The sequence below is a fragment of the Chloroflexus sp. genome (assembly GCF_034431535.1).
Taxonomy (GTDB): Bacteria; Chloroflexota; Chloroflexia; order Chloroflexales; family Chloroflexaceae; genus Chloroflexus.
The window spans coordinates 42,638-57,710 of the sequence record NZ_DAOUDC010000065.1 but is presented as its reverse complement, the minus strand read 5'-3'; the positions used below and the strand labels follow the sequence as shown (position 1 = coordinate 57,710).

Here is a 15,073-nt window from a genome sequence, read left to right as displayed (position 1 = left end):
TCATTCGGAAGGAGTATCGCTATGCGCCGCCTCTTGCTCATGCTGACGCTGGTGAGTCTCGTATTGACGCCACTGGCATTGACACCACGCCCGACCCCGGCCACTGCCGCTGAGGCTGAACCAATCGATGTCACCAGCACTACGAGCATTACCGAATTATCACCCATCAATGAGATTGAGCCGAATAATAAAATCATCCCCCCCGCTGAGCGAAATGCTCAACCAATCGCAGTAGGCCGCACCGATAGCTGGCGACAGCCGATCAGTGGCGTGGTTTCGTCATCGAGCGACATCGATTACTTCGCATTCACGATCGACGCTCCCGGTTCATTGATCACCATTGACCTCACCAACCTCGGCGCCGACTACGATCTGGTCTTTGGCGGCGGGGTTGACCCAGTGACCGGCGTCGGCGGCGCCACCGAAACCTTCGAGTTTGACAATGGCGAACGCGGCTTGGAGGATGTAACCCAGATCGGCGGCCAGATTACCTCTATCGGCGGCCAAATCACCTCCATCGGCGGCCAAATCACCTCCATCGGCGGCCAGATTACCTCTATCGGCGGCCAGATTACCTCTATCAGCATCAACCCCAGCACCCACGACGAACGGATCGAGACAATTGTGTGGCAACCGGGATTGTACTTCGTCGCCGTCGCTCCCTCGAGCGCCGGCCAGACCAGTTCGCACCCCTACCAACTGGTTATCACGCTCCAGCGCAGCACACTCCAATCGCTCGGCCCGGCCCCGCATGTCGAGTTTTACACCGACAGGCCCGATCCAGCCGTTACTACCCTCTACATCATCAACTCAGCTCGGATGCAGGAGGTATATCTGAATGATCGCGCGAGTATCAATCTCATTACTACGACCCTGCAACAATCGTACGCCCTGACGCAAACCATCGTGCGCGGAGCTTCCGAAAATACGCTCATTCAAGAAAAAGGTGCCGTGATCGATCTCGCCGATCTTGAGTTGATCGTTGGCAGCAACGCACTTGCCTTCAACACGTTGCTCAGCAACTGGTCTGAGCCTGACAACCAACGCAACCCGCTCTACGCCAACTACATCGCCAGCATCATTGATCACGTGATCGAAGCGGCGATTGACCCAACCAGCAATGGCAGCTCGAGTAACGTCAGGGTAGAGTACCTCATCCGGGCAAATAATGATGGCAATCTTGGGAACGAAACCAACCCGGTGACGCCCTACCCCAACGTGCGCAATATTGTGCTAGTCGGCAGCGACGAGATCATCCCCTTCTTCCGCCTGCCCGACCTCACAACCATCGCCAATGAGGCTGATTATCTGGAATATCTGAAGACGATCGATGCGCGCAGTAACGGCGCCAGCCTCATCTCGCCCGACAACCCGCTCGGCGCGGCGTTGCGCAACCGCATGATGTTGAGCGACAATCCGTATGGCGCCGATCGGCCCTACCGCTTCTACGGCTTCCCGCTGTTTGTGCCACGGCTAGCTGTGGGCCGGCTCGTCGAACAACCGGCTGAGATCGCCGATTTCTTGCGACGCAACCAGCCCGGATGGGAGGAAGACACCATATTGCTGGCTGCGCAAGAATACAACCCGCGCAGCGCTTCGATCACCGGCTACGACTTCTTGATCGACGGTGCAAACGCCATCACGCACACCCTTACCCAAGCGACGTCGATCAGTGTCACCAAACGCACAACCATCAACAACACGTGGAGTCGCAGCGACTTCGAGAACAATTGGCTCGAACAGCCGCTCAACGCGACCGGCTTCTTCACCACACCAGTCGATGTCTTTTCCCGCACCAACACCCTGCTCAGCTCACTCAACGCCCACTTCGACCACTGGCAGATCATTCCAGCCGTTGAGCGCGGCAGCGATCCCAACTTCCCCGCTGATCGCATATTGGGCGCCAGCTATGGGGAAATCACCTCGTCCTGCGACTTCTATCCAATGTTATGCCCCGGTTTCTTCTACAACACCATCTACTACTCGGTTGGTTGTCACAGCGGATACAATGTGCCTACCAGCGCGATCATCCAAGCCCGCGATCTGCCGAGCAGCTACTACGCAGCCGACTTCGCCCAAGCCTTCAACCGCCACGCTGGCAACTGGATCGGCAACACCGGCTACGGCTACGGCACCCTTGACGGGGTGGATTACAGCGAGCGGTTGGCGGCGTTGCTAACCCAAGAACTGACACGGAACGAGACGCGGCCCGATCCGATGGCGGAAAATGGGGTTACTTATGTCGGGCGCAGCATCGGCGAGGCGCTGGTCAACGCTAAGCTCCGCTATCTGCGAACGTCAATCGGTCTCAACGCCTACGACTACAAAGTGTTAGCTATCACGACGCTGTATGGCTTGCCGTGGAAGCGGGTCTTGGTTGACAACCCGCTGACCGCGCCGGTCGAATACCTCAATGCTGAGCTGCCGGCTGGCGATCGCACGGCGCCCATTCCCACCTCCGGCAGCCAATTGACGCGCACGATTACGTTTACGATCAATTACGATCCCAACTACCTGCAACCAACCCGCACCGGTAGCGTTGTCCAGCTCAATGCGAGCAACTTTACGATTAGCGATACGTTCTTACTCGCCAGCACCTTCAACGTCACCCCAACGGTGACCGTCTTCAACAACAATCTGATTGGCATGCCGGGATTGCCCGCTTTTACCTACGACATTACTGCGTTGTCGGGCAGCGATGATGATAGTGATCATGCACCGCTGGTCGTGCGCGATGTCATCTTTGTGGGTGGGCAGTACAACACGATCGAGAATTTCAACCCCACCATTACCCAAATCGTGACCGAGACCTTCGAGCCGTTGATTACGACGACGATCGAACCTGACTTCAGCGCCGGGATCGGAGTGTGGGTACCCGACCGCTTCTTTGGCCACAGCACGACCGGAAGCGACGCCGATCAACGCGACACCCTGATTAGTACTGCTGCCCAATTCCGCGCTACCAACGGCGTTACCGGCACCCTGCGCACCTACACCCGGCTTGTCTACCAGATCGTCTACACCGATCCGGCAGCAAGCGGCGCCAGTCAAGCTTTGGCTGATCAGAACCCGCCGGTGATCGAACGAGTGCGCATTGCCGGGCAAGATGCCGGGTTGCAGAGCATCTCAACGCCGATTGAGGCGTTCGTGAGCGATCCCGACCACCCTGCCAACCCGCAAGTGAACGTGACCGGTGTTTACCTCGCTGCCGACAACATCACGTGGACGTCGCTCACCTTTACACAAGATCCGCTCAACCGGCAACGTTGGCTGGCAAGTGTACCGCGCAACTGGCCTGATGTGCGGCTGATCATCACCGCCATTGACAATGCTGGCAATACGGCCATGTACACTGCAAAGGGCGCGTTTGCACCGCCGACATATCGGGTGCTGCTGCCGGTGATCGCAAAGTAAGCAGACTACGCCCAACCACAATGCCCGGCCCTCACGGGCCGGGCATTGTGGTTACGAAGCCCGCTGCGCAGGCTGCTGACCCTCACCCCCAGCCTCCTCCCACTGGCGCGGGAGAGGGGAGTGGAGCACTGGGCCTTGAGGCATTGCACAGCGATCACCATGGGCTGTCCGTCTCGCAACTTCAGCGGAAAGGGGCCGTTCCCGTACCCACGGGGGATTGCTTCGCCGCCTCCGGCGGCTCGCAATGACAGACGGAACGCGGGGGTGTGCCCCATTATCCTTGCGAGGGGCGCAGTCCCGCAGCAATCTCCGGCTTTGGCGGTTGAAGGGCGTGTGATCCGGCACCCGGCCCTGAAGGGCTGGGCTAGCGTTACGAACCCCGCTATGCGGGCTAGAGCAAGGGGATCACTCCTGCATTCGTTTATTCGTTCCCCCCATTCGCTGTCACTGGCGCAAATGCTCACGCGCCCATAATGCAGCTTGCGTGCGGTCGCGCACCGCGAGTTTGGCAAAGATCACACTCAAGTGGTTTTTGACCGTGCCGATGCTGAGGGCGAGTTTCTCGCCAATCTCTTGATTGGTATAGCCCTGCGCAAGCAGCAGCAGAATCTCGCGCTCGCGGGGGGTCAGCCCAATCGCCGGTTCAGCAGCAGGCGGTTCAGCCGGCGACGACGCAGTGGTAGCCAATTGGCTCAGGCGGGGCAAGAGTTGGGCGGTAATCTGCGGGTGGATCAGCGCGCCTCCGGCAGCAACGGTGCGAATGCTCTCGGCCAGCGCACGATGATCGACATCTTTGAGCAGATAACCGCGCGCGCCGGCGGCAATCGACTGTAAAACGCGCTCGTCATCATGGAAGGTGGTGAGCATAATCACCGCCGGGCGCGGGCCGCGCGCGGCGAGCTGCCGCGTCGCTTCAACCCCATCCATCACCGGCATCATCACATCCATCAGCACAATATCCGGGTCGAGCGCCGCAACCAATTCGAGCGCCTCGCGGCCATTGCCGGCCTGACCGACCACTTCAATATCCGCCTTGCGGGCCAGCAAGGTGGCAATGCCGGTACGAATCAACGGCTGGTCATCAACAATCAAGACACGGATCGCCATCTTAGCCACCGCCTTCCGCCGGCAACACCAACCGTAACCGCCAGCCGCCATCGGGCAATGGCCCCGCTTCAAGACCGCCGCCGAGGGCCTCGACTCGTTCGCGCAAACCGATCAGGCCAAAACTGCCACTGCCCAGATCAATCGGTGGCAGGATGCGATCCGGTTGATCATTATTCGTGATCGTCACCACGACATAGCCACCTTCGGCCTTGACCTGTACGGCAATCGCGTCAGCGCGGGCATGTTTGCAAGCATTGGTCAAACCCTCTTGCACCGCGCGATAGATACAATGCGTCACCGGTGCTGCCTGATGATCAATCGCCCCCTGCATCTCTAATTCCACCCGCACGCGCGTGCTTTGGGCGCATTGCACCGCCAACCGGCGCAAATGCGCGGCCAAGGTCGCTCCCTGCACCGGGAGTTCGGCATCGGCCACCGCCAAGAGGCTCTGCCATGCGCTGTGCAGCAACTCGCGGCTATTGACCAAATGGTCGCGGGCAGCCGCCGCATCTTCGGCAGCCAGCTCAGCCGCTAGTTGCAATTCCAGATTGATCAGCACCAGTTTCGATCCCAGATCATCATGCACTTCGCGCGCCAGCCGCGCCCGCTCGGCAGCCACTGTGATCGCCTGCATCTCATCAGCCTGTTGCTGCATCTCGGCTTCGAGCAGCTTGACTTGCCATTCCACCTGCTGGCGGCGCCGCAACTGATAGCGGGCCAGCAACAACAGCACATTTACCAGCACCATCGCCACCAGCAAGCTTACTGTTGTCGTTACGTCAAGCTCGAACGGCTTCCAAAACCCCACCACCATGAGCAGGAGCGGCAGCACCGCCGCGAACAGCAGCCACTGCAAGAGCGACAGCCGGCTGGCCATTTGCCATGCCACCAGCAACAACCCCCAGAGCAGCGGCGGCAGATTGGTCATCGCCACCATCAGTGTAATGGTCAGGGTTTGCGCTGCCAATCCCAGTTGAACAAAAACGGCATGCCGTACCTGCTGGGTGCAAGCGCTGGTCACAACCAGCAACCCACCCAGCGCCAAGAGCCAGAGCAATGCGCCGAGTGATAGCGGGTGAGGTTGCAGCAACGCCAAGCCCAACGACAACGAGACAAAGAGCGACGGCAACAGCCACGCCAGTACGTGATTTGGGCGCGGCGCGATTAGTATCTCATCAACGGCGCCAGCCAGCGTCAAGCGCGGCGGTGGCTCGTTACTCCCCGGCTGATAGCGCAGGGCTGTTACCGTGGCCCGCAGCCGCTCGATCGCATTCGCCGCCGCTGCTCGCGGTATATCAATCACAGCCTGCACCCGGCCAAGATTAGTCTGCGCCAACGCCAAGGCCGCAGTGACGCTCTGTTCGGCGCTTGCTAACGCCTGTTGCACTTCGCTGGCCAACAGATGCAATAAACGCTGGCGCTCCTCGCTAGCTGCGCGCTGTTGCATCTCGCGCAACAAAGCCGAAAAGGCGGCATAGCGTTGCTGCATCTGCTGTAACACCGATTGCATCTGCTCGCTACGATGAACGTGGCGGGCATAGATGAAGGCAGCGATGATCGCGCAAGTGGCCGGGAAAGCGATCGCCAAGTTGCTTTGCAGCCACCCGATCAGATCATTCGAGAGCTGGTAGCGCACGATCGCCCAAATCGCCCACACCCCAATCGCCATGATCGCCCACACCCATGGCCGGAAGAGGATAATGCCCTGCAAGACCAGCACGAGGTAGATGTAATCTATCAACGGCGCCGCCGTGAGCAGTTGCGCTCCGGCTGCCGCCGCCAATTCGAGCCCAATCAACGCCAGTTGCCCCCAAACAGTCAAGACCCGCAGCGGGGTTAGCCATGCCACTCCTAGCATGAATCCCAGACAAGCCAGCATACCGGCCAAGCGCGGCCATTCGGCGCGTAAGGCCGCGTCACTCACTGCGCTCAACGCTACCACCAGCGTCACCAGCAAGAGCAGGATGAGAGACGCGAGCGCAGCGCGTTGATAGCGCAAGATGATGGTTTGGATGAGCGACGATAGGCGATGGTTCATAGCATGAGTGTATCATATCGAGCGAACAGCGCGATCACCGGTTATTGCTAATGGCCCGCCGCACCGCCGCCGCTACATCGAGCATGCCCGCACCGGCGACATTACCGTCCCCGCACCGCTCGCCATCTGCGGCGGTGTAGGGTCGGGCGGTTTCGCGCAAGATGCGTTCGGTTTCAGCAATGTTCCCGATCAGGGTCGGGTTGGCCGACCAGAGCAACGCGACCGCGCCAGCGACGTGCGGCCCGGCCATCGAGGTGCCATCGGCCCGTGCATAACTTTGGTTAGGATAGGCCGAAAGAATATCGACCCCCGGCGCAACCAGATCAGGCTTGGCCCGTCCGCTGCCATCGCTCTGCACCGGGCCAACGCTGCTGAACGGTGCCAGTTGGCCCTCAGCATCCACCGCCCCCACCGTTAGCACGTCGTCGTAGATCGCTAACGGCGCATTGAGCGAGCTGCACGCCGGGCCGTCATTGCCGGCGCTCGCCACCACAAACACTCCAGCGGCGCGTAACGCCGCCACCGCCGGTTGCAGCGCATCCGGCGCGCAGCCTTCGAGGTCTTGCGGACAACCCCACGAATTGTTAAAGACATGCGCGCCACGGGCCGGATCACCGTCGCGCAACGGATCGCCGGTAGGTGGATAGGGCGCAAACAGAAATTGCATACAGTCGAGATAGCGCGGAGCGTTGCCAAGGTTACGGGCCAGACTGACGCAGCCGATCCATTGCGCATCAGGGGCTACGCCAACTGTGTTGCCCAGCGCGGTTGCCAAGGTGTGGGTGCCATGCCCGCCCAAATCATACGGCGCGGTCGCCCCCGTCCACGGGTCAAGCCAGTGATAGGCATGCTCGACGCCATTGGCCGTGCGCCCGGCATACGCATCGCTCAGTTCAGGATGCTCAAGTTCAACCCCCGAATCAGCTTGACCAATGATAATGCCCGCGCCGCGCGCCCCCAATGCCCACGCCTCCGGCGCGCCTATCGTGGTCACATTCCACGGCGGCTCGCCTGGCGGCGGTTGATCACCCGTCGCCGGCAGCGGCGAGAACGGCAATGGCCGCAGGTGCGGCGCCGGCATCACTGCCGCCACCTCTGGCCGGCTCTGCAACCACAGACGCAAGGGCAGATCAGCTTCGACCTCGAGCGCATTGACGAGGTAGTAGGGTGTGTAGCGCACCCCAAGCTGATCGAGCGCCACCCGCAGATCGGCCTGCGTGGTTGCGGCATGCGCCGTTAACCGCTGATACACCGCGATGCGACGCTGATCGTAATCGGCGATCGTCGCCAACGCGCTCACCTCGGCCTGATCACGCAAGACGACGAACACACGATCGCCTGCCGGCGCGGCCCGGTCCCCGCCGATCAACAACGCCAAGCCGGCCACTGCCGCCAACCCGGCCCCCGCGACGTGGACTCGCCGGTCAGTGACAAACAGGGCCAGTGGCGTCACCAGCAATGCTAGCAGCGCCTGCCCGATCGCGGCCAGTAACGCCAGATGAAACCCTTCGGGAAAGCTGCTGAAGAGTAACAGCGTCACCAGTGCATCGGGATCGGTGAAAGCCAACGGCAACCCAAAGAAGAACAGGCCAAAGCTGGCCGAGAGCGGCGCGGCAACATTCAGATCGGCCTGCCGGCCCAACGCTAGCCACAACCAGCCGCCCGCCGGCGCCGCGAAGAGAAAGAGGAGTGGCGCACTATTCGGCCCCAGCGCCCGGCTCAGGATCAATAGCAGCAGACCAAGCGCCGCGCCTTCAGCCAACCATACCCCGGTTGGCACACTCGCACTCTGCCAACTTTGCGGCGGTTGCCATGCCAGCAACTGCCCACCAGCCCAACCTACCACCGCGCCTTGGCACACCGCCAATCCCACATCGAGCCACGAACCGGGAGCGCCAATTACCAACCATGGCAACGCCACCAGCAACCCTGTGCTCACCGCAACCGGCGTCCACCCCCATTGCACTGGCCGGCGCACGAACAGCATCAACGCGAGCACATAGAGCACGCTCACCCCAAGCTGGGCCAGCGCGCTCCATTGGCTTTCCACCGAGGGTATCAAGGCCATGAATGCGAGCATAGCCGGCAATGGCAGCGCCGCCAGCCAGCGCAGCGCCGCCGCCCGCACCGCGCCCCGCCCCAACCCGGCCCAGATCGCAAAAGCCACTGCCCCTACGATCAGGCTGATCCAAATCACAACCGCCCGGCCAATGCCACCCGTACCGAAAAGACTGACCCCAATTTCCACCAACCGCAAAAACCCGCCAATCCCCAGCGCAATCAGCAATACCGCCGCCAGCAAGCAGCCTATGCCCCACGAACGACCGGTACGCCGCGCGGTTTGGTCGAAAGATGTCATAACGATCCGTGTTATACTTTCTATAGATAGCAACGATGCAACGTGTCCCCAACCCTGCGCGCAGGAGGAAGATGTTCCATGGACGATCAATCGCTCTCAGGCGTAGCTGATCGTAATCATACCATTGCCGGCGAGACGGACGATCCCGCTACACCCGATGATAAACCGGGTCACGAATGCGGTGTGTTCGGCATTGTCGCCGCTGAAGCCGATGTCGCCCGCCTAACCTTCTTCGGCCTCTACGCCCTCCAGCATCGCGGCCAAGAGAGCGCTGGCATTGCGGTGAGCAATGGTCGCAGTATTCGTTACTATAAGAACATGGGGCTAGTTGCGCAAGTGTTCGACGAAGAAAAGTTGCGCCCGCTCAGCGGCTATATGGCGATCGGTCATACCCGCTATTCCACCACCGGCTCCTCAAAGCTAGAGAATGCCCAACCCTTCGTGGTCGAAAGCGCCTTGGGGCCGCTGGCCGTCGGCCACAACGGCAACCTGACCAACGCCGCGTCGCTGCGCCGCGAGCTGTTGCAGCGCGGCGTCGGCCTGACCAGCAGCAGCGATAGTGAAGTCATCACTCAGATGCTGGCCGGCGGCGAGGGGCGGACGTGGGAAGAGAAGCTGAAGGTCTTTATGGTGCGAGCCCAAGGCGCGTACTGTTTGACCGTGCTCACCCGCGATGCGCTCTACGCGGTGCGCGATCCGTGGGGCCTGCACCCGCTCTGTCTCGGCCAGCTCGGCAAACAGGGGTGGGTGGTCGCTTCCGAGAGTTGTGCGCTCGGGACGATCGGGGCCGAATTTGTGCGCGAGATCGAGCCGGGCGAGATTCTGAAGATTACCTTCGATGGGCCGCAGGTGATTGCCCGCCAACCCTCGCTGCACACCGCCGCCTGTCTGTTTGAATACATCTACTTCGCCCGCCCCGACAGTATGCTGCACGGCAAGGTGCTGCACGCGATGCGGGTGGCGCAAGGCCGTGAATTGGCCCGTGAAGCGCCGTGCAACGCCGATGTGGTGATCGCCGTGCCTGATAGCGCAACGCCGGCAGCGATCGGGTATGCGCACGAGTCGGGTACCCCTTATTCGGAAGGCTTGATTAAGAACCGCTACATTGGTCGCACCTTCATCCAACCCGATGACCGGCTGCGCAAGTTGGGCATCGCGCTCAAGTTTAATGCGTTGACCGACAATCTGGCCGGCAAGCGGGTGGTGCTGGTTGATGACAGCATCGTGCGTGGCAACACCAGCGGCCCAATTGTGCGCCTGCTGCGCGAGGCTGGCGCGCGCGAGGTGCATGTGCGCGTCTCGTCGCCGCCGATCCGCCACCCCTGCTTCCTCGGCGTTGATATGGCAACCTACCCCGAACTGATCGCCCACCGCCTGACGATCGAGGGCATTCGCCAACATCTCGGTGCTGATAGTTTGGCATATCTGAGCTTGGAAGGCTTGATCCGCTCGACCGGACGCGACCCGGCGACCTTCTGCACTGGGTGTTTTACCGGCAAGTATCCGGTTGAGATCGAGATGGTCGATAAAGAGGTGTTTGAGGTGCGGTAGGGGCACGTAGGGGCACAGCGGCGCTGTACCTACGTGCCCCTACTCGTCTCCCACGATCCGCTCGCGGTAAGCGGGTGGTTGGCGAAAGCGAGTCGCTTGCTCAAAGGCATACGCCAACCGAATCAGCATTGGTTCCGACCACGCCCCACCAATAAAATTGATTCCTATCGGCAGGCCAAACGCCATCCCCGCCGGCACCGTTACGATCGGGTAGCCGGCCCTTGCCGGCAACGAACTGCTGCCGCCAAGGTAGCGGTCACCACCGATCAGATCGATTGGCCATGCCAACCCGGTCGCTAGCGCGACCAGCGCATCAAGCTGCAGTTCATAGAGCACCGTATCCAGCGCCTTCCGCGCTTCATCACGGCTAGCCGCCAACGCCTGTTGGTAGGCCTGATCGTCAAGATCACCTACTGCCGCCGCTTGCAGCAACAGCTCTTGACCAAAGAAGAGCAATTCGCGCTCGGCATGCTGTTCGTTAAACGCAATCAATTCAGCCAGTGAACGCGGCGCCGGCGTGGCTGCTTGCGGATCGGGAATGCGCTCGGCCAAATACCGGTTGAGCGTCGCCTTGAACTCGTAGAGCAGCACGGTCAACTCAGTCTCGCTAAAGGCCAGCAACTCCTCCGGCAGCTTGACCGGATCAACAATGTGTGCGCCGGCCTCAGCCATCGCCGCCACCGCCGCCGCCAAGGCCCGTTCGACGTGGCGACCAAAGCCGGCAAAGCGATCGCTCCGCAACACCCCGATCCGCGCCCCACGCAACGCATCAGCTTGCAAGCAGGTGCGGTAATCAGGCCGCACATGCCCGGCGGCGGCTGCCGTCGCCGGATCGCGCGGATCAGGCCCGGCGATGATGCCGAGTACAGTAGCGGCATCGGCGACGCAACGGGCATGCGGACCCACTGTATCTTGGGTGAAACTAATTGGGATCACACCGGCCCGGCTGGTCAAACCAACGGTGGGTTTGATCCCAACCACGCCGCAGAGCGCCGACGGGCACGAGATCGAGCCGTCGGTTTCGGTGCCGATGGCGGCGACGCACATGCTGGCAGCGACGGCAATCGCTGAGCCTGAACTCGACCCGCACGGACTGCGCGCCAACACGTGCGGATTGCGCGCCTGACCGCCGCGCGCACTCCACCCGCTCGACGAGGAGGTGCTGCGGAAGTTGGCCCATTCGCTCATGTTGGCCTTGCCCAAGATCACCGCCCCGGCAGCGCGCAGCCGGGCAACCACTGTTGCTTCCGTCGCCGGGCGCGAGCCGAGCAGAGCGAGCGACCCGGCGGTCGTCACCGTATCGTCGAGCGTGTCGATGTTGTCTTTGAGCAGGATCGGGATGCCGTGCAACGGGCTGCGCGGCCCGCGCGCATCGCGCTCGGTATCAAGCACAATCGCCGTTTCGAGCGCCGACGGGCTGACATCAATCACCGCATTGAGACACGGCCCTGCCCGATTGAGGGCTTCGATCCGTTCGAGGCAGGCCATGGTCAACGCTTCGGCGCTAATCGCGCCGCTCTCCATTGCAGCTTGTAGCTCGGCAATGGCGGCTTCATAGGCAATGGCCCCGATCGAGCTGGTTGGGTCGTTGGTGGTCATGGCCTCCTCCGAGCTCAGTACGGGCATAGTGCGGGATGCCCGTACTGCGGCTTGCTCCTATAAGACTTTCACCGGCGTCAATAAACCGGGCCGTTCGCGATTGGCCGCCTCGATCGCCTCGGCGGAACCTAAGACCGCCACTTGGCCGTGATCGCGCAGCGTCGCCGCCGCTTCGGCAAAGGCGACGAAATCAGCCGGCGTGGTCGCCAATACCTCGTCGCGAATCTGCTGGCGATACTCGTCGCTCACGCTGGTCAAGTAGCGTATCAGCGCCGTGTAGCCCTTGGCATCCGGCAACTGGTAGGCATCCATATCGCCGATAGTGCCGATAATCGCCCGTTCGACCGTCGCCGGATCGAGCGCCGTTTCGCGCAAGAAGGTCGCCATTTCGTCGTACACATCGAGCGTGCGCAAGAGGTTGGGGTCCCGGTACGACGTGGTAATGAACAGGCCGGTACTGCGGTCGTAGTTGCCGCCGGCGCCGTAGGCCCCTCCCTGAATGCGGATACGGTCGAGCAGGTAGTCGATGCGCAGGTGGCGCAACACCACCATTGCCGCGCCGCTAGGCCGGATGCCGAGGGCGTGCAGATCAACCCCCTTGGCGACGTAGTTGACCTGCACTGGAATTACCAACCCTTCGCCACCCGCGACGCTGCGCACCGGCCAGTGCGCCGGGTTGTACGCGGCATCGGGCAGATCAGAAAGGAAGGCGGTCAGCATGGGCAACACGGCCTGTTGGTTGTCGGCATCGAGGGTGAGATTCGCCACCAAGCCGCGCCGGTTGATCAGCGCCGCGCGCACCGTCTCGAGATCGGCCAGCACGCTTGACCAGTCGTGTTGCACCCGCTGCTCAAGATCGCGCAGGAAGAAGATCGCAGAGACGCCACCCATCTGTTCGTCGGCCCACTCAGCCGGGGCAAAACGGGCAGCGAGGCGCTGGCGCGCATACGCATTACCCGCCGGCACCAGCGACGACTCTTTGTTGGCGCGCGCGCGCAGCACGATTTGGCGGAAACGCTCGCGGTTATCGAGATTCACCGTCAGCAGAATCTCGCTCAACAGCCGCAACAGCTCGGTCGTTTGGGCCACGGTGCTCTTGCCGCGCACGATCAACCGGCCCACCGGCGCTGTACTCACAATGTCGGTCGCCGTCATCGTGGTCGCATAGATACCGCCGGTTTCCCGCCCGATCCGCTGCAACAAGCGCACAAAATCCGAGGTCGCCGTGCCCATCTCGGTCAAGGCGCGGGCAAAGAGCGGCGCGTAGGGCAAGAGGTGGGGGGGCACGGCGCGCAGATCGAAGGCCAAATCGAGATAGACAATGCCGTTGGTAAACAGAGTATGGCGCAACAACCGCGCGCCACCCCGCTCGTCAATCTCGGTCGGGATGCGCTTGACGGCGCGGTCAAGATCGGCAAGGCGCAAGGTCGGGATGGCGGCAATCGCTTCGGGCGGATCCGGCGTCTGCTGCCAAGCGGCCAGCGCCTGTGTCTCGGCGACCAGCGCCACCCGCTTGGCATCGTCGAGGGTCGCGGCGAAGGCGTCAATCCGGGCCTGCTCGGCGGCGGCCAAGCGGGCAGCGTGTTCGGGATCGGGGCGCAAGGTCACGCGGGTGCGGTGCGGATTATCGAGCAGCAGCTCGCGGATCAGGCGCTCGAAGACCCGCTCGCCGTTGGCTACCGCCGCGCGCACCGCCGCCAGCGGAGCCTCGAACCGCAGCGGCGCAATCGGATCATCGTCGTACAGCCACGTGCCCAGCGCGCGCAGCATCAACACTAAGCCGCGCGGGAAGCTGCCAGTATTGTTCTCGCGTAAGCTGAACTCGAACGTGTTAAACGCAGCCGCCACGGTCTCCGAATCAATACCTTGCTCGGCAAGTTCGGCCAGCGTGCGCAGGATCAGCTCCTCGACCTGCCCGGCGTTCACGGGATCGATTCCCTTCATGCCAACCGAAAAGGTCTGCTGCAGGAGATCGCTCTCGTAACCGCCGACCACCTCTTCGCCCAACCCCGAATCGATCAGCGCCTTGCGCAACGGCGCCGCCGCGTTCCCCAACAGAATATAGCTCAGCAAATCACGGGCCATCAACACCGTCGGGTCGCGATTATCATCAATCAACCAGTTGAGCATCACCATGCCCTTCTGGTTGTCTTCATTGGCGCTAAAGGTGTATTCAAACTCGCGCGGCGCGTTAAAACGGGCCTGCGGCTCGATCTGAGAAGGCGGATCGATCCGCTCAAACTGGCTCAGGTACTCGTCGAGCTTGCGCAGCCGCTCTTCCGGCAGATCGTCGCCGTAGAAGAAGATGCGCGCGTTCGAGGGGTGGTAGAGCGTCTCGTGGAAACGCTTGAACGCCTCGTAGGTCAAATCAGGGATCGCCTGCGGGTCGCCGCCCGACGAATGGCCGTAGGTGGTATCGGGGAAGAGCGACTGCTGCGAATAGCGGTAGAGCATGCCATCGGGCGACGAATAGGCCCCCTTCATCTCGTTGTACACCACGCCCTTAATGGTGAGCGGCGCGTCAGGCGCTGGCAGCTCGAAGTGCCAACCCTCTTGCTTGAGCACTTCGGGCGTGATGCGCGGGAAGAAGACCGCATCGAGATAGACATCCATCAGATTGTAGAAGTCTTTCAGGTTGGTGCTAGCCACCGGATAGGTCGTCTTATCCGGGTAGGTAATCGCGTTGAGGAAGGTATGCACCGATCCCTTCACCAACGTGAAAAAGGGGTCTTTGACCGGATACTTGCGCGACCCGCAGAGCACCGAGTGTTCGAGAATGTGGGCAATGCCGGTTGAGTCGCGCGGCGGAGTGCGGAAGGTAATGCCGAAACATTTATTCTCGTCGTCATTTTCGAGCGAGAGCAGTTCAGCGCCAGTCTTGATATGGCGATACAGGCAAGCGCGAGTGTTGAGTTCGGGAATGAACTCATCGCGCAGCAGTTCAAATCCGTACAGATCTGTCATGACAACCTCGTCTGGTACAATAGCGCATAGGTGCTTAGAGA

7 protein-coding genes are annotated in these 15,073 nt (G+C 61.5%); 2 read left to right on the top strand and 5 right to left on the bottom strand.

Features of this window, described 5'->3' with window-relative positions; genetic code table 11:
* Positions 1 to 21 precede the first annotated feature (21 nt).
* Positions 22 to 3,414 (top strand): peptidase, encoded by a 3,393-nt coding sequence (locus U9R61_RS15470; RefSeq protein ID WP_322489710.1) that lies wholly within the window; start codon positions 22 to 24, stop codon positions 3,412 to 3,414.
* 444 nt (positions 3,415 to 3,858) lie between these two features.
* Here the strand turns inward: U9R61_RS15470 and U9R61_RS15465 are convergent, their stop codons facing one another.
* From U9R61_RS15465 to U9R61_RS15455, 3 genes are read right to left on the bottom strand one after another with little or no spacing between them, the layout of a single operon-like run.
* Positions 3,859 to 4,521 carry a response regulator transcription factor gene (locus tag U9R61_RS15465; RefSeq protein ID WP_322489709.1) on the bottom strand — a complete coding sequence of 221 codons (663 nt, stop codon included), beginning with the start codon at positions 4,519 to 4,521 and terminating at the stop codon, positions 3,859 to 3,861.
* A gap of 1 nt (position 4,522) precedes the next feature.
* The gene (locus U9R61_RS15460) at positions 4,523 to 6,559 is read right to left on the bottom strand and encodes a histidine kinase (RefSeq protein ID WP_322489708.1); all 2,037 of its coding nucleotides are present in this window, start codon (positions 6,557 to 6,559) and stop codon (positions 4,523 to 4,525) included.
* 34 nt (positions 6,560 to 6,593) lie between these two features.
* A complete protein-coding gene (locus U9R61_RS15455) occupies positions 6,594 to 8,918 on the bottom strand; it encodes a S8 family serine peptidase (protein ID WP_322489707.1) in 2,325 nt (774 codons plus the stop codon).
* A 78-nt stretch (positions 8,919 to 8,996) separates the two neighbouring features.
* On the opposite strand from U9R61_RS15455, the gene purF reads away from it, so the two are divergent.
* Positions 8,997 to 10,469 carry an amidophosphoribosyltransferase gene (purF, locus tag U9R61_RS15450; RefSeq protein ID WP_322489706.1) on the top strand — a complete coding sequence of 491 codons (1,473 nt, stop codon included), beginning with the start codon at positions 8,997 to 8,999 and terminating at the stop codon, positions 10,467 to 10,469.
* 39 nt (positions 10,470 to 10,508) lie between these two features.
* Here purF and U9R61_RS15445 read toward each other — a convergent pair whose 3' ends face one another.
* Positions 10,509 to 12,095, bottom strand: coding sequence for an amidase (locus U9R61_RS15445; RefSeq protein ID WP_322489705.1), 1,587 nt, complete (start codon positions 12,093 to 12,095; stop codon positions 10,509 to 10,511).
* Positions 12,096 to 12,125: 30 nt separating this feature from the next.
* Complete coding sequence (locus U9R61_RS15440; RefSeq protein ID WP_322489704.1) at positions 12,126 to 15,032, bottom strand: insulinase family protein; 2,907 nt, start codon at positions 15,030 to 15,032, stop codon at positions 12,126 to 12,128.
* Positions 15,033 to 15,073 lie beyond the last annotated feature (41 nt).

Bases quoted from the DNA above. Each gene is read 5' to 3' on its own strand.
- U9R61_RS15470 (WP_322489710.1), top strand. From the start codon at position 22: ATGCGCCGCCTCTTGCTCATGCTGACGCTGGTGAGTCTCGTATTGACG.
- U9R61_RS15465 (WP_322489709.1), bottom strand. From the start codon at position 4,521: ATGGCGATCCGTGTCTTGATTGTTGATGACCAGCCGTTGATTCGTACC.
- U9R61_RS15460 (WP_322489708.1), bottom strand. From the start codon at position 6,559: ATGAACCATCGCCTATCGTCGCTCATCCAAACCATCATCTTGCGCTAT.
- U9R61_RS15455 (WP_322489707.1), bottom strand. From the start codon at position 8,918: ATGACATCTTTCGACCAAACCGCGCGGCGTACCGGTCGTTCGTGGGGC.
- purF (WP_322489706.1), top strand. From the start codon at position 8,997: ATGGACGATCAATCGCTCTCAGGCGTAGCTGATCGTAATCATACCATT.
- U9R61_RS15445 (WP_322489705.1), bottom strand. From the start codon at position 12,095: ATGCCCGTACTGAGCTCGGAGGAGGCCATGACCACCAACGACCCAACC.
- U9R61_RS15440 (WP_322489704.1), bottom strand. From the start codon at position 15,032: ATGACAGATCTGTACGGATTTGAACTGCTGCGCGATGAGTTCATTCCC.